At 70.7% G+C, this 20,377-nt stretch carries 11 protein-coding genes and 2 pseudogenes; 8 read left to right on the top strand and 5 right to left on the bottom strand.

What is annotated here, in order from left to right; genetic code table 11:
• Positions 1-117: 117 nt before the first annotated feature.
• The 7 genes and pseudogenes from ACFVQG_RS17300 (at position 118) to ACFVQG_RS17270 (ending at position 13,478) form a co-directional block, all read left to right on the top strand.
• Positions 118-1,389 (top strand): extracellular solute-binding protein, encoded by a 1,272-nt coding sequence (locus tag ACFVQG_RS17300; protein WP_383383054.1) that lies wholly within the window; start codon positions 118-120, stop codon positions 1,387-1,389.
• A gap of 785 nt (positions 1,390-2,174) precedes the next feature.
• Positions 2,175-3,179: a carbohydrate ABC transporter permease gene (locus ACFVQG_RS17295; RefSeq protein WP_383383051.1), complete on the top strand. Its 1,005-nt coding sequence runs from the start codon at positions 2,175-2,177 to the stop codon at positions 3,177-3,179.
• A 13-nt stretch (positions 3,180-3,192) separates the two neighbouring features.
• Positions 3,193-4,098: a sugar ABC transporter permease gene (locus ACFVQG_RS17290; protein WP_383383048.1), complete on the top strand. Its 906-nt coding sequence runs from the start codon at positions 3,193-3,195 to the stop codon at positions 4,096-4,098.
• Between the two features lie 152 nt (positions 4,099-4,250).
• A complete protein-coding gene (locus ACFVQG_RS17285) occupies positions 4,251-5,930 on the top strand; it encodes a glycoside hydrolase family 13 protein (RefSeq protein ID WP_383383045.1) in 1,680 nt (559 codons plus the stop codon).
• 157 nt (positions 5,931-6,087) lie between these two features.
• Positions 6,088-7,467, top strand: a complete 1,380-nt coding sequence (locus tag ACFVQG_RS17280) for an alpha-amylase family protein (RefSeq protein ID WP_383383039.1) — start codon at positions 6,088-6,090, stop codon at positions 7,465-7,467.
• Positions 7,468-7,631: 164 nt separating this feature from the next.
• Positions 7,632-13,057, top strand: a pseudogene (gene pulA / locus ACFVQG_RS17275) (pullulanase-type alpha-1,6-glucosidase).
• Positions 13,058-13,124: 67 nt separating this feature from the next.
• Entirely contained in the window at positions 13,125-13,478 is a 354-nt protein-coding gene (locus ACFVQG_RS17270; protein WP_383383036.1) for a 5-carboxymethyl-2-hydroxymuconate Delta-isomerase, read from the top strand.
• Positions 13,479-13,482: 4 nt separating this feature from the next.
• Here the strand turns inward: ACFVQG_RS17270 and ACFVQG_RS17265 are convergent, their stop codons facing one another.
• The 4 genes and pseudogenes from ACFVQG_RS17265 to ACFVQG_RS17250 all read right to left on the bottom strand — a co-directional run bounded on the left by ACFVQG_RS17265 (position 13,483) and on the right by ACFVQG_RS17250 (position 17,885).
• A complete protein-coding gene (locus tag ACFVQG_RS17265) occupies positions 13,483-14,172 on the bottom strand; it encodes a TetR/AcrR family transcriptional regulator (RefSeq protein ID WP_383383034.1) in 690 nt (229 codons plus the stop codon).
• 68 nt (positions 14,173-14,240) lie between these two features.
• A complete protein-coding gene (locus tag ACFVQG_RS17260; protein WP_383383031.1) occupies positions 14,241-15,293 on the bottom strand; it encodes a PDR/VanB family oxidoreductase in 1,053 nt (350 codons plus the stop codon).
• A pseudogene (locus ACFVQG_RS17255) lies at positions 15,293-15,733 on the bottom strand (metal-dependent hydrolase); the annotation flags it as partial. The pseudogene ACFVQG_RS17255 and the gene ACFVQG_RS17260, both read right to left, overlap by 1 nt.
• A 238-nt stretch (positions 15,734-15,971) precedes the next feature.
• Positions 15,972-17,885 carry a hypothetical protein gene (locus ACFVQG_RS17250; protein WP_383383028.1) on the bottom strand — a complete coding sequence of 638 codons (1,914 nt, stop codon included), beginning with the start codon at positions 17,883-17,885 and terminating at the stop codon, positions 15,972-15,974.
• A gap of 290 nt (positions 17,886-18,175) precedes the next feature.
• Between ACFVQG_RS17250 and ACFVQG_RS17245 the strand changes: the two genes are divergently transcribed.
• Positions 18,176-18,610: a hypothetical protein gene (locus tag ACFVQG_RS17245; protein WP_383383026.1), complete on the top strand. Its 435-nt coding sequence runs from the start codon at positions 18,176-18,178 to the stop codon at positions 18,608-18,610.
• A gap of 53 nt (positions 18,611-18,663) precedes the next feature.
• Here ACFVQG_RS17245 and ACFVQG_RS17240 read toward each other — a convergent pair whose 3' ends face one another.
• Positions 18,664-20,202 carry a DUF1996 domain-containing protein gene (locus ACFVQG_RS17240; RefSeq protein WP_383383023.1) on the bottom strand — a complete coding sequence of 513 codons (1,539 nt, stop codon included), beginning with the start codon at positions 20,200-20,202 and terminating at the stop codon, positions 18,664-18,666.
• Positions 20,203-20,377: the final 175 nt, after the last annotated feature.

Genomic DNA, 20,377 nt, shown 5'->3' with positions numbered 1-20,377 from the left:
GCATCGCTGTTACGTTCACGTCGCCCGGCGGCGGCAACGGCGCAGTCGGCAAGTCGGCAGGGACGGACGACGGGACCGCCCCCTGCACCACACGGGCTTTACCCTCAAGGAGAACTCATGCGGCGTGGCATAGCGGCCACCGCGCTGGTGGCGTCCCTCGCTCTCGCGGCGACGGCCTGCGGCGGAGACGGCGACAGCGGCGACAAGGCCGACGGGCCGGTCACGATCACCTGGTGGGACACCTCCAACGCCACCAACGAGGCGCCGACGTACCAGGCCTTGGTCAAGGAGTTCGAGGCCGCCAACAAGGACGTCAAGGTCAAGTACGTCAACGTGCCCTTCGACCAGGCGCAGAACAAGTTCGACACGGCGGCCGGTTCCAAGGGCGCCCCGGACGTGCTGCGCTCCGAGGTGGGCTGGACCCCGGCCTTCGCGAAGAAGGGCTTCTTCCTGCCGCTGGACGGCACGGAGGCGCTCGCGGACGAGGCCAAGTTCAAGCCGAACCTGATCGAGCAGGCCAAGTACGAGGGCAAGACGTACGGCGTGCCGTTCACCACGGACACCCTGGCGCTCGTCTACAACAAGGAACTCTTCGCGAAGGCGGGCGTCGAGGCGCCCACCACCTGGGAGGACCTGAAGAAGGCCGCCGCCACGATCAAGGACAAGACCGGCGTCGACGGTTACTGGGGCTCGACCCAGGCCTACTACGCGCAGTCCTTCCTGTACGGCGAGGGCACCGACACGGTCGACGCCGACGCCAAGAAGATCACGGTCACCTCGCCCGAGGCCAAGAAGGGCTACGGGACCTGGCTGGACCTCTTCGACGGCAAGGGCCTGCACAAGGCCGACACGACCGCCGACGCGTACGCCCACATCCAGGACGCGTTCGTCAACGGCAAGGTCGCGTCGATCGTCCAGGGTCCGTGGGAGATCACCAACTTCTACAAGGGCTCCGCGTTCCAGGACAAGCAGAACCTGGGCATCGCCACCGTCCCGGCCGGTTCCTCCGGCAAGGCGGGCGCCCCGACCGGCGGTCACAACCTGTCCGTCTACGCGGGCTCGGACCAGGCGCACCAGGAGGCCGCGCTGAAGTTCGTGAACTTCATGACCTCCGCGAAGGCGCAGGAGACCATCGCCCTGAAGAACTCCACGCTGCCCACCCGTGACGACGCGTACACCGCCGAGGTCAAGGCCGACCCGGGCATCGCGGGCTACCAGACCGTCCTGTCCGCCGCCCAGCCCCGCCCGGCGCTCCCCGAGTACAGCTCCCTGTGGGGCCCCCTCGACGACGAGCTGCTGGAGGTCGCGGGCGGCAAGGAGTCCCTGGACAAGGGCCTGAGCGACGCGGAGATCGCGATCGCCAAGCTGGTCCCTGACTTCACCAAGTAAGCCCGTGTGGCCGCCGGATCTCCCCGTCAGCTGGGGGGAGAGATCCGGCGGCCACCGGCCTGTGGGTGGTTCGGGTCGCGGTTGGGCCCGAGGTCCGTTCACGGCTCGCGCCTCCGGCTGTGGCCAGCACCTTGGGTCGCGGCTTCCGCTCCGGTTGTGGCCCGCGCCTCGGCTACCGGTCACCTTCCGGCTACGGACGCACGTCCCCGTCGCGGGGCGTACGGCCTCCGCCGGGAACTACGGCGGGGTTGGAGGCCTCCCAGCCAGGAGCGCGGCAGGGTTGAGGGCTTCCCGGTGTCAGGTCACCTGGCCTGAGACCACCCCGGCCCAGGGCCGCAAGGCCACAGCCCACCCGGCCTGGCCACAGCCCACCCGGCCTGGCCACAGCCCACCCGGCCTGGCCACAGCCCACCCGGCCTGGCCACAGCCCACCCGGCCTGGCCACAACCGCCCGGTCCTGTCCTCGGACCACCCCGGTCCCAGGCCACCGCCCGGAGGCCACCCCCGGCCGAAGGCCGCAAGGCCGGAAGCCACCCAGCCCAGACACCACCCCGGCCCGGTCCGCCAGGCCAGGACCACCCGGCCAGGACCGTCAGGCCCGAGCCACCCCGGTCCCGGCCGTCAGGCCAAGGCCCCAGGCCCGGAGCCACCGGGCCAGGGCCCCCGCCCCAGGCCCCGCCCCCGCCCCGACCCCGGGCACCGGCCCGAGGTCACCCCGGTCCGAGGCCGTCAAAGGTCTCGGCCCCGCCCGGTCCCACCCCCGGATCTTGTAGAAAGTGCGAACCATGACAGTCGCCATCGACCGCGCGACCGGTAAGCGTCGCGGTGACCGCGCGCCGCGCCCCGGGCTGGGCCGGCGCCTGAAGCAGAGCTACCGGAAGTACTGGTACGCCTACGCGATGATCACGCCGGTGATCGTCGTGCTGGGCGTACTGGTGCTGTATCCGCTGGCCTACGGCTTCTACCTGACGCTCACCGACGCCGACAGCCTCAACACCGCCCGCACGATCGGCGTGAACGAGATCGAGGCCACCTACAAGTTCATCGGCTTCGACAACTACGCCGACATCCTGTGGGGTGAGACCGCCTACGACCGGTTCTGGTCGCACTTCCTGTGGACGATCGTGTGGACGGCGGCCTGTGTCACCCTGCACTACTCCATCGGCCTCGGCCTCGCCCTGCTGCTCAACCAGAAGCTGCGCGGCCGTACCTTCTACCGGCTGATCCTGATCCTGCCGTGGGCCGTGCCCACCTTCGTCACCGTCTTCGGCTGGCGCTTCATGCTCGCCGACTCCGGCATCATCAACTCCGCCCTGGAGACCCTGCACCTGCCGACCCCGCTCTGGCTGGAGGACACCTTCTGGCAGCGGTTCGCCGCGATCATGGTCAACACCTGGTGCGGTGTGCCGTTCATGATGGTCTCCCTGCTGGGCGGCCTGCAGTCCATCGACTCCACCCTCTACGAGGCCGCCGAGATGGACGGCGCGAGCGCCTGGCAGCGGTTCCGCTACGTCACCCTGCCCGGTCTGCGGTCCGTCAGCTCCACCGTCGTACTCCTCGGTGTGATCTGGACCTTCAACCAGTTCGCGATCATCTTCCTGCTGTTCGGCAACACCGCCCCCGACGCCCAGATCCTGGTCACCTGGGCCTACCAGCTCGGCTTCGGACAGCAGCCGCGCGAGTTCGCCGAGTCCGCGGCCTACGGCATCCTGCTGCTGGCCATCCTGATCGTCTTCACCTCCTTCTACCGCCGCTGGCTGAACCGCAATGACCAGCAGCTCGCGATCTGAGGCAGGAGTCCCCATGAGCGCCACGACCACCCCCACCCCTGCTCCGGTGGACCAGACCCCCGCGACCCCGCCCCGCAAGGCGCGCCGCCGCGGCGAGGGCACCCTCGGCGCGAGGATCGCGTCCCACGGCATCCTCACCGTCGCCAGCCTCGTCGCCCTGTTCCCGATCGCCTGGCTGGTCTTCCTCTCCCTCGGCCCGGACAAGGACGACTACCTGCACCCCGGGGGCATCTGGGGGAAGATGACGTTCGACAACTACGTCTTCGTCCTCCAGGAGACCAACTTCTTCCACTGGCTGAAGAGTTCGCTGATCGTCTCGCTGGGCACCACCGTGATCGGCGTGATGATCGCCGCCACCACCGGCTACGCGGTCTCCCGCATGCGCTTCCCCGGCTACAAGAAGTTCATGTGGGTCCTGCTGGTCACCCAGATGTTCCCGATCGCCGTACTGATCGTGCCGATGTACCAGATCCTGTCGGAGCTTCAGCTCATCGACACCTACCTCGGCCTGGTCCTGGTCTACTGCTCGACCGCCGTGCCCTACTGCGCCTGGCTGATGAAGGGCTACTTCGACACCATCCCGTTCGAGATCGACGAGGCGGGCCGGGTCGACGGACTGTCCCCCTTCGGCACCTTCGTACGGCTGATCCTGCCGCTCGCCAAGCCGGGACTCGCGGTCGCCGGTTTCTACAGCTTCATCACCGCGTTCGGTGAGGTCGCCTTCGCCACGACGTTCCTGCTGGACGACACGAAGTACACCTTCGCCGTCGGCCTGCAGAGCTTCATCAGCGAGCACGACGCCCAGCGCAACCTCATGGCCGCCACCGCGGTGCTGGTCGCCATACCCGTCTCGGCGTTCTTCTACCTCGTGCAGAAGAACCTGGTGACCGGCCTCACCGCGGGCGGCACCAAGGGCTGACCGCCCCATGCGAGCCGAGCAGCTCCCGCGCGCCTGATCCCGCGCGGGTGGCGGCCGCGGTGCCCATCCGACCCCGCTGCACCGCGGCCGCCTCGTCACCCGCACGCTCAGCGAGCCAGATGACCCGAACCCCGTTAGACACCAAGGACGACATGAGCCAGCAGCACTCCGCCGCCCCGGCCCCGACCGCCCAGACCGCAAGTGCCGTCGCCACCGTCGGCCGCCGCCACGACTGGTGGCGGGACGCCGTGATCTACCAGGTCTACCCGCGCAGCTTCGCCGACAGCAACGGCGACGGCATGGGCGACCTGGAGGGCGTACGCACCCGCCTCCCGTATCTGCGCGACCTCGGCGTGGACGCCGTGTGGCTCAGCCCCTTCTACGCCTCCCCGCAGGCCGACGCCGGATACGACGTCGCCGACTACCGCGCCGTCGACCCGATGTTCGGCACCCTGCTCGACGCCGACGCGCTGATTCGCGACGCCCACCAGCTGGGCCTGAGGATCATCGTCGACCTGGTGCCCAACCACTCCTCCGACCAGCACGAGTGGTTCAAGCGCGCGATCGCCGAGGGCCCCGGCTCCCCGCTGCGCGACCGGTACCACTTCCGCCCCGGCAAGGGCGCGAACGGCGAACTGCCGCCCAACGACTGGGAGTCCATCTTCGGCGGCCCCGCCTGGACCCGGCTCCCGGACGGTGAGTGGTACCTCCACCTCTTCGCCCCCGAGCAGCCCGACTTCAACTGGGACCACCCGGCCGTCGGCGACGAGTTCCGCTCCATCCTGCGCTTCTGGCTGGACATGGGCGTCGACGGTTTCCGCATCGACGTCGCGCACGGGCTGGTGAAGGCGGACGGGCTGCCCGACCTTGGATCCCATGAGCAGTTGAAGCTGCTGGGCAACGATGTCATGCCGTTCTTCGACCAGGACGGTGTGCACGAGATCTACCGGCAGTGGCGGCTCATCCTCGACGAGTACGCGGGCGAGCGGATCTTCGTCGCGGAAGCCTGGACCCCGACCGTCGAGCGGACCGCCCACTACGTCCGCCCCGACGAGCTGCACCAGGCCTTCAACTTCCAGTACCTGTCCACCGCCTGGGACGCCGACGAGCTGCGCACGGTCATCGACCGCACGCTGGAGGCCATGCGCCCGGTCGGCGCCCCCGCCACCTGGGTGCTGTCCAACCACGACGTCACCCGGCACGCCACCCGGTTCGCCAACCCGCCCGGCCTCGGCACCCAGATCCGCCTCGCCGGTGACCGCGAGCTGGGCCTGCGCCGGGCCCGCGCGGCCACCCTGCTGATGCTGGCGCTGCCCGGCTCGGCGTACGTCTACCAGGGCGAGGAGCTGGGCCTGCCGGACGTCGTCGACCTCCCCGACGAGGTGCGCCAGGACCCGGCGTACTTCCGTGGCGCCGGTCAGGACGGCTTCCGGGACGGCTGCCGGGTGCCGATCCCGTGGACCCGTACGGGATCGTCGTACGGCTTCGGTGACGGCGGCAGCTGGCTGCCGCAGCCGGACGGCTGGGGCGAGCTGAGCGTGGAGGCGCAGACCGGCGTGGCCGACTCCACGCTGGAGCTGTACCGCGCCGCGCTCGCGATCCGCCGGGAGCGGCCGGACCTGGGCGCGGGCGACGCGGTGGAGTGGCTGAAGGCGCCCGAGGGCGTCCTCGCCCTCCGGCGCGGGGAGTTCGTCTGCGTCGCCAACACCACCGGCGAGTCGGTGACGGCTCCGGTGCGCGGGCGGGTGCTGCTCGCCAGCGGTGAGGTGTCCGAGGCGGACGGCGAGGTCAAGGTCCCGGCCGACACGACGGTGTGGTGGGCCACCACCTGACGACGGCCCGGCCGCCCCGCAAGATTTTCAATTGAATTCGGTACCGCCCGCTGCCCTTTGGGGCGGCGGGCGTTTAACATCTGCGTCACGCAACCTTTCTGAAGGTTTCAGCAAGAACCTTCAACCAAGAACCTTCAACGTCGAAGGAACTCCCCACATGGCACGCAGAATCCTCGCCGGAGCGCTGGCGGCGGTCACCGCCGCCACCGCTCTTGTCATGAACTCGACCAGTGCACAGGCCTCCCCGCCCGGCACCAAGGACGTCACCGCCGTCCTCTTCGAGTGGAAGTACGCCTCGGTCGCCACCGAGTGCGCCAACCGCCTCGGCCCCGCCGGTTACGGCTACGTCCAGGTCTCCCCGCCCGCCGAGCACATACAGGGCTCGCAGTGGTGGACCTCGTACCAGCCCGTCAGCTACAAGATCGCCGGGCGCCTCGGTGACACCGCCGCCTTCCGCAACATGATCAACACCTGTCACGCGGCGGGGGTGAAGGTCGTCGTCGACGCCGTCATCAACCACATGTCCGCGGGCAGCGGCACCGGCACCGGCGGCTCGTCGTACAGCAAGTACAACTACCCCGGTCTGTACTCCTCGTACGACTTCGACAACTGCACCTCGCAGATCAACAACTACCAGGACCGCTGGAACGTCCAGAACTGCGAACTCGTCGGCCTCGCCGACCTCGACACCGGCGAGGACTACGTCCGCTCCGCGATCGCCGGGTACCTCAACACCCTCCTCTCGTACGGCGTCGACGGCTTCCGCGTCGACGCCGCCAAGCACATGCCCGCCGCCGACCTGGCCAACATCAAGTCCCGGCTGAGCAACCCCGGCGTCTACTGGAAGCAGGAGGCCATCCACGGCGCCGGAGAGGCCGTCCAGCCGACCGAGTACACCGGCACCGGCGACGTCCAGGAGTTCCGCTACGCCTACGACCTCAAGCGGGTCTTCAACAACGAGAACCTCGCCTACCTGAGGAACTACGGCGAGGGCTGGGGCTACATGAGCAGCTCCGTCGCGGGCGTCTTCGTCGACAACCACGACACCGAGCGCAACGGCTCCACGCTCAGCTACAAGGACAACGCCAACTACACCCTCGCCAACGTCTTCATGCTGGCCTGGCCCTACGGCGCCCCCGACATCAACTCCGGCTACGAGTTCAGCGACCACGACGCCGGTCCGCCGAACGGCGGCACGGTCAACGCCTGTTGGCAGGACGGCTGGAAGTGCCAGCACGCCTGGCCCGAGATCCAGCGCATGGTGGCCTTCCGCAACGCCACCCGCGGTACGGCCGTCACCAACTGGTGGGACAACGGCAACGACGCCATCGCCTTCGGCCGCGGCGCCAAGGGCTTCGTCGCCATCAACCACGAGTCGGGCTCCCTGACCCGTACCTACCAGACGTCGCTCCCCGCGGGCACGTACTGCAACGTCCAGAGCAACACCACGGTCACCGTGAACGGCTCCGGCCAGCTCACGGCCACCCTCGGCAGCAACACGGCGCTCGCGGTGTACGCGGGCAAGTCCAGCTGCTAGCCGCCTCCACGGGCAAGGGCCGTGAAAATCCTTACCGTTACTTTCACGGCCCTTGCTGTAAGACTTACGACGGCGATACGGTCGCGCCGACGCCCGGCGACGCAGCCGTCCCGTGGCGCAGGGGTCGGACCCGAATGAGCCGTATGCGCAAGGAGTTTCCGCCTGTGATACCGAGAAGGCCGGTGCCCCCGCGGCGCCGCACCACGCATGCCGGACGGATCGCGGCCGTCACCGCCGCCGCGCTCGCCGCGGCCCTCGTCCAGCCCCTGGCCGCGCAGGCCGCCCCGCCCCCGCCGCCCTCCGACGCGGCCCTGGCGAAGACGGCGGCCCGCAACGACCTCACCCGCGAGCAGTTCTACTTCGTGCTGCCGGACCGCTTCGCCAACGGCGACACCGCCAACGACAGGGGCGGCCTCACCGGCACCCGGCTCAGCACCGGCTACGACCCCACCGACAAGGGCTTCTACCAGGGCGGCGACCTCAAGGGCCTCACCCAGCGCCTGGACTACATCAAGGGCCTCGGCACCACCGCCCTCTGGCTCGCCCCCATCTTCAAGAACCAGCCCGTGCAGGGCACCGGAGCCAACGCCTCCGCGGGCTACCACGGCTACTGGATCACCGACTTCACCCAGGTCGACCCGCACTTCGGCACCAACAAGGACCTCGAGACCCTGATCTCCAAGGCGCACGCCAAGGGCATGAAGGTCTTCTTCGACGTCATCACCAACCACACCGCCGACGTCGTCGACTACGAGGAGAAGTCCTACGACTACCTCTCCAAGGGCGCCTTCCCGTACCTGACCAAGGACGGCAAGCCCTTCGACGACGCCGACTACGCGGACGGCAGCCGGGACTTCCCCGCCGTCGACTCCGGCTCCTTCCCGCGCACGCCGGTCGTCCCGGCCGCGAAGAAGAACGCCAAGGTGCCCTCCTGGCTCAACGACCCGACGATGTACCACAACCGGGGCGACTCTGGGCCGGGGAGTCCGCCACCTACGGCGACTTCGTCGGCCTGGACGACCTGTGGACCGAGCGTCCCGAGGTCGTCGAGGGCATGGAGAAGATCTACCAGAAGTGGGTCAGGGACTTCGACATCGACGGCTTCCGGATCGACACCGTGAAGCACGTCAACATGGACTTCTGGACCCAGTGGGCCACCGCGCTCGACGCCTACGCGGCGAAGAGGGGCCGGGAGGACTTCTTCATGTTCGGTGAGGTGTACTCGGCGGACACCGCCGTCACCTCCCCGTACGTCACCCAGGGCCGCCTGGACTCCACCCTCGACTTCCCCTTCCAGGACGCGGCGCGCGCCTACGCCTCCCAGGGCGGCAGCGCCCGCAAGCTCGCGGCCGTCTTCGGCGACGACTACAAGTACACGTCCGGCACGGCCAACGCGTACGAGCAGGTCACCTTCCTCGGCAACCACGACATGGGCCGCATCGGGACCTTCCTCAAGCAGGACGGCCCGGACGCCTCCGACGCCCAGCTGGTGCGCAGGGCCGAACTGGCCAACGAGCTGATGTTCCTCAACCGGGGCAACCCGGTGATCTACTACGGCGACGAGCAGGGCTTCACCGGCGCGGGCGGCGACAAGGACGCCCGCCAGACGATGTTCGCCTCGAAGACCGCCGACTACCTCGACGACGACCAGCTCGGCACCGACCGCACCCACGCCGAGGACGCCTACGACACCAGCGCGCCGCTCTACCGGCAGATCAGCGCCCTCGCCAAGCTGCGCAAGGCGCACCCGGCCCTCGCGGACGGCGTCCAGACCGAGCGCTACGCGGCGGACGGGGCGGGCGTGTACGCCGTCTCCCGCACGGACGCGAAGTCGGGCACCGAGTACCTCGTCGCCTTCAACAACGCGGGCGAGGCGAAGACCGCGACCTTCGCGACCGGCTCCCCGGACATGACCTTCCGCGGCCTGTACGGCACCGACGCGACCGTCAGGTCCGGCGCCGACCGGAAGGTCACGGTCACCGTCCCGGCGGGCTCCGCGATCGTCCTCAAGGCGGCAGGCGCCCTCGCCAGGCCCGCCACCAAGCCGACCGTCACCCTGAGGGCCCCGGCAGCGGGCGCCACCGGCACCGTCGAGGTCACCGCCGACGTTGGGGGCACCTCCCGCTCGAGCGAAGCCGAGAGTGGGGGAGGCGGCCAGCTCAACCGCGTCGTCTTCGCCGCCCAGACCGGCGACGGACAGTGGCACACCCTCGGCTCCGCCGACCACGCCCCCTACAAGGTCACCCACACCATCGGCAAGGACGTGGCCCCCGGCACCGCCCTGCGCTACAAGGCGGTCGTGATCGACTCCGCGGGCCGCACCGCGAGCGCCACCGCCGCCTCCACCACCGGCACCCCGCCCGCCCCCGAGGTCCCCACCGCGTCCTCCCGTGACTACGCGGTCGTCCACTACCAGCGGGAGGACGGGAACTACGACGACTGGGGCCTGTACGCCTGGGGCGACCTCGCCGACGGCGAGGCCACCGAGTGGCCGGACAGCCACCCCTTCACCGGCCGGGACGCCTACGGCGCCTTCGCCTACGTCAAGCTGAAGCCCGGCGCCTCCGACGTCGGCTTCCTCGTCATCGACAAGGACGGCAACAAGGACGTCGCCGCGGACCGCTCGATCGACGTCACGAAGACCGGCGAGGTCTGGATCGAGCAGGGCAAGGAGACGGTCCGCACGGAGCGCCCGGACTACCCGGCGCAGGACACCAGCAAGGCCGTACTGCACTACCACCGCGCCGACGGGAACTACGACGGCTGGGGCCTGCACGTCTGGTCCGGCGCGGCGAACCCCACCGACTGGTCGAAGCCCCTGGAGCCGGTGCGGACTGACGCCTATGGCGCGGTCTTCGAGGTGCCGCTCACCGAGGGTGCCACCAGCCTCAGCTACATCATCCACAAGGGCGACGAGAAGGACCTGCCCACCGACCAGGCCCTGGACCTCAAGGCCGACGGCCACGAGGTGTGGCTGTTGAGCGGGCAGGAGAAGTACCTGCTGCCGCAGCCCAAGGGCTCCGCGGCGGCCCTCGACCTGACCACCTCCAAGGCGGTCTGGCTGGACCGGAACACCCTCGCCTGGAACGGCTCGGAGGCAGCCGCCTCCACCCAGCTGCTGTCCTCCCGCACCGGCTCCATCAAGGTCACCGACGGGACGCTGACCAGCACCGACGAGCGCTGGCTGCGACTGACGAAGACGACCCTGACCGACGCCCAGAAGGCGAAGTTCCCGCATCTGAAGGACGCCACCGCCTGGTCCGTCGACCCGCGCGACCGCGACCGGGTCCGCGCGGCCCTGCGCGGCCAGGTCGTCGCCTCCCAGCGCGCCGCCAACGGCGCGGTGCTCGCGGCGACGGGCGTGCAGATCGGCGCCGTACTCGACGACCTCTACGACGCCACGAAGGCCGACCTCGGGCCGACGTTCCGCAAGGGCCGTCCCACCCTGGCGGTCTGGGCGCCGACCGCGCAGAGCGTCGCCCTGGAGATCGGCGGCACGACGGTCGCGATGAAGCGGAACGACTCCACCGGCGTCTGGTCCGTCACCGGCCCGACGTCATGGAAGGGCAAGGCCTACCGGTACGTCGTCAAGGTGTGGGCGCCCGGCGTCCGCGAGGTCGTCACCAACAAGGTCACCGACCCCTACTCGGTCGCCCTCACCACCGACTCCGAGCGCAGCCTCGTCGTCGACCTCGACGACCGGGCGCTGACCCCGGGCGGCTGGTCCCGCCTGACCAAGCCGAAGGCGGTCCCGCTGAAGGACGCGCAGATCCAGGAACTGCACATCCGGGACTTCTCCGTCGAGGACACCACCGCCGACCACCGCGGCACCTACCTGGCGTTCACCGACAAGGACAGCGACGGCAGCAGGCACCTGAGGAAGCTGGCCGAGGCGGGCACCTCGTACGTGCACCTCCTCCCGGCCTTCGACATCGCCACCATCCCCGAGCGCCGGAGCGACCAGGCCACCGTCGACTGCGACCTCGCCGCCCTGCCCGCCGACTCCGAGCGGCAGCAGGAGTGCGTGGCGAAGGCCGCCGCGAAGGACGCCTACAACTGGGGCTACGACCCGTACCACTACACGGTCCCCGAGGGCTCGTACGCCACCGACCCGGAGGGGACGGCCCGTACGGTCGAGTTCCGGAAGATGGTCAAGGCGCTCAACGAGGACGGCCTGAGGGTCGTCATGGACGTCGTCTACAACCACACCGCCGCCAGCGGCCAGGCGAAGACCTCCGTCCTGGACCGGATCGTGCCCGGCTACTACCAGCGCCTGCTCGCCGACGGCTCGGTGGCCAACAGCACCTGCTGCGCCAACACCGCCACCGAGAACGCCATGATGGGCAAGCTGGTGGTCGACTCGATCGTCACCTGGGCCAAGGAGTACAAGGTCGACGGCTTCCGCTTCGACCTGATGGGCCACCACCCGAAGGAGAACATCCTCGCCGTCCGCGAGGCGCTGGACGCGCTGACGACGGACAAGGACGGCGTCGACGGCAAGAAGATCATCCTCTACGGCGAGGGCTGGAACTTCGGCGAGGTCGCCGACGACGCCCGCTTCGAGCAGGCCACGCAGAAGAACATGGCCGGAACCGGCATCGCCACCTTCTCCGACCGCGCCCGTGACGCCGTGCGCGGCGGCGGCCCCTTCGACGAGGACCCCGGCGTGCAGGGCTTCGCCTCCGGCCTCTACACCGAGCCCAACTCCTCGGCGGCCAACGGCACCGAGGCCGAGCAGAAGGCCCGGCTCCTGCACTACCAGGACCTCATCAAGGTCGGCCTGTCCGGCAACCTCGCCGACTACCGCTTCACCGACACCAGCGGCACGGAGGTCAAGGGCTCCCAGGTCGACTACAACGGCTCGCCCGCCGGATACGCGGCGGCGCCCGGCGACGCCCTCGCGTACGCCGACGCGCACGACAACGAGACCCTGTTCGACGCCCTCGCCTTCAAGCTGCCCGCCTCGGTGGGCGCCGCCGACCGGGCCCGTATGCAGGTCCTCGCCATGGCCACCGCCACCCTCTCGCAGGGCCCGGCGCTGTCCCAGGCGGGCACCGACCTGCTGCGCTCCAAGTCCCTGGACCGCAACTCCTACGACAGCGGCGACTGGTTCAACGCCGTCCACTGGGACTGCGCGGACGGCAACGGCTTCGGGCGCGGGCTGCCCCCGGCCGCCGACAACCAGTCCAAGTGGCCGTACGCCAGGCCGCTGCTGACCCAGGTCGGCGTCGGCTGCGCACAGATCGAGGGCGCCTCGGCGGCGTACCGGGACCTGCTGAGCATCCGTTCGACGGAAGGCGACTTCTCGCTCGACACGGCCACGCAGGTGCAGTCCCGGCTGTCCTTCCCGCTGTCCGGTACGGAGGAGACGCCCGGCGTGATCACCATGACCCTGGGTGACCTGGTCGTCGTCTTCAACGCCACCCCGGACACCAAGGAGCAGCGGGTCGGTTCCCTGGCCGACGCGGGCTACCGGCTGCACCCGGTCCAGGCCTCCGGCGCGGACGCCGTGGTCAAGGAGGCGGCGTACGAGGCCGCGACCGGCACGTTCACCGTGCCCGGCCGGACGGTGGCCGTGTTCACACGCTGATCGAAGGGCGGTGATCTGCGGTTAGGGTGGCCCTGCCCGCACAGGTGTCGGAACAGGAGCCCCTCCCATGCCGCAGATCACCGTCCAACGGTCCGCCGCCCTCGACCACATCGACTGGGAGCAGTTCGCGCTCGCGCTGCACCCGGTGGTCGTGGAGACGGCCGCGGCACGGATCGAGGCCTGCAAGACCCGGATCCTGCGCCACGAGGACGAGGTGGTCGGGGCCGAGCCGGAGCGGCACGCGATCGTGAACGTCTCCCTCGCCCTGCTGCCGGGACGCGCCGAGGAGACCAAGGCCAAGCTCACCGAGGCCGTGGTGGAGTTGCTGCGCAAGCACGTGGAGCCCGTCGACGGGCTCACCCTGCACCTGTCCGCCGAGGTGCGGGAGCTGGACGCCTCGTACCACAAGGCGGTCGTCTGACCCGTCAGGACGCCAGCGCGATCAGCCGGGCCGCGAGGTCCCCGAACGGCCCGTCGCCCGGCTCGTCCTTCAGTACGCGGCGCAGGACCGCCGTCATCTCGTCGTCGTAGGCGGCGCTGACCGCCGCCAGCGCGGCGAAGTCGTGCACGAGCTGCGTCTCCAGCTCGGCGCGCGGGATGCGGCGGCCGTCCAGCCAGATCAGCGCCGTCGACTCGGCGAGGGAGATCCAGGAGCGGATCACCAGCTCAAGCCGGGCGGGCGGTTCCTCGACCCCGAGGTGCGAGAGGATCTGCTCGTACGCGGCCTGCCGTACGGAGTCGATGAGCGCGTTGGTCGTGGAGGAGCCCACCGCCGGGCCGCCGCGCATGAGCGCCGAGAAGCCGGGCCCGTGGTCGTCGACGAAGTCGAAGTAGCGGCGCATCACCCGCAGCAGCCGCGCCCCCAGCGGCCCCTCGTGCGCCTCCACGAACCGATCCGCGAGATCGTCCGAGGCCCGTTTCAGCGCGGCCTCGTACAGGCTGAGTTTGCCGGGGAAGTAGTGGTAGACCAGCGGGCGCGAGATGCCCGCGGCCGACGCTATCTCGTCGATGGAGACCTCGTCGGGGGAACGACGGCTGAACAGTTCGAGGGCGACGCCGATCAACTGCTGTCGACGCTCCTCGACTCCCATCCTGCGGCGCACCCCGGTAGTCATGAGCACACCTTACCGATCGGATCCGGCCGCGAACGGACCGGATCGACCGTGAATGCTTCGCGGTTCCCTCACATGTCCAACACAAGACGGTCACTTCTGGCCCGGGACACACAGATCAGCAGGGAATCGGCCCGTTCCCCGTCGGTCAGCAGCTCGTCCCGGTGGTCCACCTCGCCCTCCAGCACCCGCTGTTGGCAGGTCCCGCACCACCCCTGCTCACAGGAGTAGGCGGTGCCCGGCAGTTCGGCGCGCACGGCGGCCAGCACACTGGTGTCCGCGGGCACCGTCACCGTGCGTCCGCTGCGCCGCAGTTCGACCTCGAACGCGCCACCGCCCGCCGCCCGTGGCGTGAACCGCTCGGTGTGCACGGAGGGCACCCGTTCCTCCACGGCGGCCATCAGCCCCTCGGGGCCACAGCAGTAGACGGCGGTCTCCGCGGGGACGCGGGTGAGGAACGCGTCCAGATCCGGCCGCCCGTCCTCGTCCTCGGCGACGACGGTGACCCGGTCGCCGCCGTCTCGGGCGCCGAGCTTCTCGACCTCCTCCAGGAACGGCATCGACGCCCGGCTCCGCCCGCAGTACAGCAGCCGCCACCCGGCCCCCTCGGGCAGCGCCCGCAGCATCGGCAGGATCGGGGTGATCCCGATGCCCCCGGCGACGAAGACGTACGAGTCCGCCCCGGCCAGCGGGAAGCGGTTCCGCGGCCCGCGTACCTCGATCTCCATGCCCTCCCGTACCTGCTCGTGCACCTCGCGCGAGCCGCCCCGCCCGTCGGGCACCAGCCGGGTGGCGACGGTGTACGACGAGGTGTCCTCCGGGTCGCCGCACAGGGAGTACTGCCGCACCAGCCCCGAGGGCAGGACGAGTTCGAGGTGCGCGCCGGGCTGCCAGCGCGGCAGGTCGTGTCCCTCCAGACGGAGCCGGACGACCCCTTCGGCGATCTCCTCGTGCGCGGTCACCAGCAGGGCGAGCGCCCGCGACCGGGGCCGCCCGCTGACCGGCCGCTCGAGCGCGGGCATCGGCCACAGCGGCGACCTGCGGATACGGCGGCGCAGCGCGCGTCGGGTGACGAGGGCTGCGCCCGCGACGACCAGGAGCGTGCGCGGCCTGACCGACGGCATCACGCGGCCCTCTTCTCAGCGGCGAGCGCGGCGAGCGCGGCGGGGGAGGCGGCGAGGTAGGCGACAGCCTGCGCGGTGGAGCCCTCCTGCGAGGGGTGGTAGGCGCGGCTCAGATAGCGCGGAATGGACCTGAGCATGTCACCCGAGGAGGGCAGGGCGCCCTGTCTGCCGCGCAGGTAGAAGGCCTTCAGGGACGCCTTCCCGTCGAGCAGCGTCGGATCGTTCGCCATGAAGAAGCGGGCGCCGCGCTGCCACAGGAACACCAGCGCCGAGAACGCCACCGCCCAGGTGCGCACCCGGCGCCGGTAGTCGCCGTCCAGGTGCAGGAACAGCTCGAAGGCGACCGACCGGTGCTCGACCTCCTCGGCGCCGTGCCAGCGCAGCAGGTCCAGCATGGTCGGATCGGCGCCGCGCCGGTCCAGCTCGTGCGCGTTCAGCACCAGTCGCCGCAGCGGGGTGCCGTCCCAGGAGAAGGAGACCTTCCGCGCCTTGAGCGGTATGCGTTCCGCTTCGACCGGCCGGGGCGGCCGGGCATGCTTGTTAGACATGGCGTCAATGTACTGACGAGTAAGTCGACGCGGAACCCTCGTGCGCGACCTTCTGCGACCTTCCGCGACCCTGCCGCGACCCTCCGCGACCTTCTGCGACCTTCTGCGACCTTCCGCGACCCTCCGCGGACTACCGCAGCCCGCCGACCGTCCGCCCGTCCTCCAGCGACCCCGCCAGCTCGGCCCGCGCGCCCTGCTCGGTCTTCGCGACCAGCAGATTGCCCTGGGCGGACGCCTCGATGCCGCCGGTCGTGCGCACCGACACCGTCTCCCGGTCGCCCGCGGCCAGCAGGTACCAGGAACCCTCCGGCGACTTCCACAGCACCCCGGCCAGCACATGCGGATCACGCGCCCCGCACGCCGGGCTGTCCCCGGCCTTCGCCGCCACCGCCCCGTACCGGCCGCCCGGGGTCCGGAACTGCGCCAGCACCCGCGCCCCGTCGCCCCGCCAGGTGTCGGCGCGGGTGCACACCCACGCCGCCGAGCCGCTCGCGTCGGGCAGCGGCTGCTCGGTGAACTGCCAGGCGTTCACCGACCGGACGCCGTTGCCGCGCGCCGCCGACAGCGAGCACGCGTACGGCGCCCAGGCCCGCAGCTCCTCCGCACCGGTCGCGTCGTGCGGCGAGTCCGGGTGGCCGGTGGTCAGCCGGACCGGCACCAGCTCACCGAGGTCGGTGGTCATCCGGGTGCCGGAGCCGTCGGTCAGTTGCAGCGCGTTCCACGAGGTGCACGCGCCGGACCGGGCCGCCGGGCTGGCCAGCGGCGAGGTGACACCGTCCGCCAGCGTCAGGTCCATCGCACCGGACCCCGGCTTCAGCAGGTCCCGCTCGGCGGCCCCGGTCACCCAGGGCGCCGTGAGGTAGCGGACGTTGCCGTCGGTGCGCTGCAGGACCACCGCGCCCGCCTCGGCCCGGGTCGCGCCGTCGACGCGGGCGAGGTCGAGCGCGGCACCCGCCGTGCCGTCCTTCGGCTCGGCGTAGCGGACGATGCGCAGACCGTCGTAGAGGATCACCACACGGGCCGCGTCGACCTCGCCCGCGTACAGCAGGTGGGGCGGTCCGGCGGGACCGCCGGACGGGGTGCCGGGGGTGGCGGAGACCTGGACCGTCTCGCCGGGGCGGGCCCAGACGGCGAGGGCGCGGCGCAGCAGGGCCTTGTCGTCGGTGAGGGTGCCGCGGGCGGGCCACACGGAGAAGTCGGTGCGCGCCGAGGTGCGCCAGGCGGCGGGCGCGACCCGGGTCAGGTGCGCCGGGTCGAGGGCGGCCTGGGCGGCCGGGTTCCGGGCGTACGGCGGGGCCGCCGCGCCGTCCGGGGCCCAGCCGTCGCCGGGCAGCCCGAGCAGTGCCCCGCACACGGCGACGGCGGCAGCGGCGGCCAGTGCCGCCTTCGCGTGCTGGCGGCGCCGCATCAGGTCGGTGGGCCGGGCCTGCAGCGAGCAGGGGTCGAACTCGGGGGAGTCGAGGAGCGCGTACCGCGCCGGGACCCCGTCCGCCTCGCACAGCGCCGCGTCGACGTCCTCGACGCCCGCGCCGGTCAGCACCTCGCGTACGTCGCCGTCCGGGAGCTTCTCCAGACCGCGCAGGACGTACGCGGCTCGCGCGGGGGCGGACAGGGCGGACAGCCGCTGGTCGAGGGCGAGTTCGTCGGCGCCACCGGAGCGCGGGAAGAGTCGGAGCCCCCACACCTGGGGCAGCGGCACCGGCAGCTGCGCCCGCTTGGGCCACGCCCGGAACGTCAGCGGCAGCCCCGCCTCCAGCGCCGTACGCAGCACCCGCAGCCGCACGAAGGCGTACCCCGGGTCGCCGTCCCGGCCGCTGGACTGGGCCGGGATCACCGGAGCGGACGTGCGGCCCCTCGGCAGCGCGCGCTGGACGAGGGCGTGCGCGGTCAGCACCCGCCGGTTGCGCCCGAGGCGGGGCGGCAGCACCAGGTAGGCGAGCCGGACCAGCCGCGGATAGTGCTCGACGAGCGCGGCCTCGGCCTGTTCGACGTCGACGACCGGGTCGGTGGGGGCGGGGCGCGGGGCGACATCCTGTGACTGCACGCCCAGCGCAACGAACGAGGCGGCGGTTGGTCACCCGGGGCGGACCTGGCGCCCTCTGTACTTCATGTACCTGTGCTACATGCGCAACATGAGTGATCCGGTGGTCGAATCCATGGCCGAGGTCCGCTGGGTTCTGCCCGTCAGGAACCGCCGAGACGTCTACCGTCAGATCACCTGGCCCCTGTCCGAGTGGTCCGTCGAGTGCCAGACACCGGCATTGAGCAGGCGGTGCCCCGCGCCCGTATCGGAGTACGGCACACGTGTGCGCTTCGAACGGACCGGAGGAACAGATGAGGCTGACCCGACCGATGCTCGCCGTGAGCGGCGCCGCGCTGACCCTGGCGCTCGCGGGCTGCGGCTCCGACGGTGACCGGGACGCCGTACCGGAGACGGCGACCGGCAGCCTGGAGCATCTGGCCGCCGAGGTGAAGTGCGAGCCGGACATCCAGATCGACGCCGACGAGCTGCGGCAGGCCCTCTGCAAGGAGGCGGCCGGGAAGGCCAAGGGCGAGAAGTACGTCCTGCTGACCTTCGCCACCGACCGCGGCCAGCGCGAGTGGATCAACGAGGCGAAGGACTACGGCGGCTTCTACCTCGTCGGCCGCAAGTGGCTGGCCGTCGGCCACGAGGACATGATGACGTCGCTGCGCTCCACGCTGGGCGGGGAGATCGAGATCGGGACGGACCACTCCGGCGGGCACGGCTCCGGCCACCACGAGGGCTGAGCACGCGAGAACCGGCGGCGGGAGATCCCGCCGCCGGTTCTTCACGGGGTCCGCTACTGGCAGTCCTCACCGGTGTTGATGCACTCGACCACCTGGTTCATCAGGTCCTCGTCCATGACGTTGATGAAGTCGTTGTGGTCGGTGATCGGCTTGTGCAGCTGCTCCGGGAAGCCGTCCACCGCGAACGGGGCCTGGATCTGCCCGTTCTCGATGACCGGGGCCGGGACGTCGTACACCAGCCGGATCTGGAGCTGCGGGATGGCCTGGAAGCCCTGCGGGCAGCTGCCGTCCTGCTGGACGAAGGCGACGTGGTCGCGGTGGTTGGCGCTGTCGATGTTCTGGCCGTCCCAGCAGCTCTGGAAGTTGGCCGTGCGCACCACCTGGCTGCCCTGGGGGCAGATCGGGTACTTGTCGCGCAGCTGGCGGTCCTCGAAGCCGGTGCAGCTCCAGGCCGCGTTGGCGTTGGCGTCGCCGTTGGTGAAGGCGTTCGCGGCACCGGTGATGATGCGCAGGAACCTCGGCATCGCGACGACGTCGCCCTGCTGGTTGCCGACGAACCTGATCTCGGCCTGGCTGGCCTTCACCACCCGGCCGACGTTGCCTTCGAGGCCACCGCCGAGTTCGCCCGCGTCGAACTCCTGGGTGCCGTCCTGGACGCGGATGACCGGCCAGTAGTACGTCGACTTGTCGGCCTGGTTCTGGCAGGAGGTGTCGGCGTTCGCCAGGTCCTCGTCGCTGGCGAAGGCGTCGTTGCCCTGGTTGCCGACGTAGTCGTGCAGGTGGTGGGCGCCGTTGTCGACGCCGGGGGCGACGATCAGGTTGTCGGTGTTGAACTTGTTGTTCTCGTTCACACCGCAGACCGTGGTGAAGGAGCCCTGCGAACCGGAGTCGCCGTTGGCCGCGAAGCCGTTGCCGTTGGACGGCGGGGTGTTGGGCTCGACGGTGGTGATGTCGACGAAGTCGTCCGCGAACGGTCCCGCGGCGCCGTTGCCGTTGTCCCCGACCTGACCGCCGTCGCCGCCGCCGTCGCCCTGACCGGGGTCCTGGCTCGGATCGACGGACGGCTCCTGGCTCGGTTCCCCGCTCGCGGGCGGGCTCTGGCCGCCACCGTTGTTGACCTCGTCGCCGCCCATCCCCTTGCACTCGGCGAGCTTGCCGAGCCACCTCGGGGTGGTGCCGCCCGCGCGGCGGACGTTGATGCCGATGCGGTCGATGGTGGCGACGCGCTTGGACTTCAGCGGGCTGAGGATGGCGTTCTGCACGAAGGCCGGGTCGCCCTCCTGGGCCCGACGCGTCGACGCGAGCCGGGCGTACGCCTCGGTGATCTGCTTGTCGAGGCTCGCCAGCTCCCTGGCGACACCGTTGCGCGCCCGCCGGGGCACCTTCCTCAGCTGCTCGCCGACGTCCGGACAGGAGATCGTGGCGATCTGCGCGCCCGTCGTCTTGACCCGGTTCTGGCCTCTGTCCGACTCATGCGCCGAGGCGTAGAAGTTCGCCCAGATCAGCCCGCCCCCACCGAGCGCTAGGGCCGCCGATGCGGCTATGGCCTTGGTGGCCAGCGGCGTACGGCGTTTTCGTGTGTTGCGTCCCATGGAACTCCTCTGACTTCCTTGCGGGGCATCCCTTGCGGGGCATCGAGGCGCCCGACAGGAGTGAAGCGGCGCCCTCCCATACGGAGTCGGTCCCACCGGTGTTCAGCCGTCACGGAAATTGATGAGAGATTCCTGAGCAACACGCGTTTCAACTGCCTTTCGAGCACCGGCAGTT

The organism is Streptomyces sp. NPDC057877, assembly GCF_042796855.1.
GTDB lineage: Bacteria > Actinomycetota > Actinomycetes > Streptomycetales > Streptomycetaceae > Streptomyces.
The sequence above is the reverse complement of the archived record's forward strand: the minus strand, read 5'-3'. Positions and strand labels throughout refer to the sequence as shown.

Excerpts from the sequence above, each read along its gene's own strand:
- ACFVQG_RS17300 (WP_383383054.1), top strand. The coding sequence starts at position 118 with ATGCGGCGTGGCATAGCGGCCACCGCGCTGGTGGCGTCCCTCGCTCTC.
- ACFVQG_RS17295 (WP_383383051.1), top strand. The coding sequence starts at position 2,175 with ATGACAGTCGCCATCGACCGCGCGACCGGTAAGCGTCGCGGTGACCGC.
- ACFVQG_RS17285 (WP_383383045.1), top strand. The coding sequence starts at position 4,251 with ATGAGCCAGCAGCACTCCGCCGCCCCGGCCCCGACCGCCCAGACCGCA.
- ACFVQG_RS17290 (WP_383383048.1), top strand. The coding sequence starts at position 3,193 with ATGAGCGCCACGACCACCCCCACCCCTGCTCCGGTGGACCAGACCCCC.
- ACFVQG_RS17265 (WP_383383034.1), bottom strand. The coding sequence starts at position 14,172 with ATGACTACCGGGGTGCGCCGCAGGATGGGAGTCGAGGAGCGTCGACAG.
- ACFVQG_RS17240 (WP_383383023.1), bottom strand. The coding sequence starts at position 20,202 with ATGGGACGCAACACACGAAAACGCCGTACGCCGCTGGCCACCAAGGCC.
- ACFVQG_RS17260 (WP_383383031.1), bottom strand. The coding sequence starts at position 15,293 with ATGCCGTCGGTCAGGCCGCGCACGCTCCTGGTCGTCGCGGGCGCAGCC.
- ACFVQG_RS17245 (WP_383383026.1), top strand. The coding sequence starts at position 18,176 with ATGAGGCTGACCCGACCGATGCTCGCCGTGAGCGGCGCCGCGCTGACC.
- ACFVQG_RS17280 (WP_383383039.1), top strand. The coding sequence starts at position 6,088 with ATGGCACGCAGAATCCTCGCCGGAGCGCTGGCGGCGGTCACCGCCGCC.
- ACFVQG_RS17270 (WP_383383036.1), top strand. The coding sequence starts at position 13,125 with ATGCCGCAGATCACCGTCCAACGGTCCGCCGCCCTCGACCACATCGAC.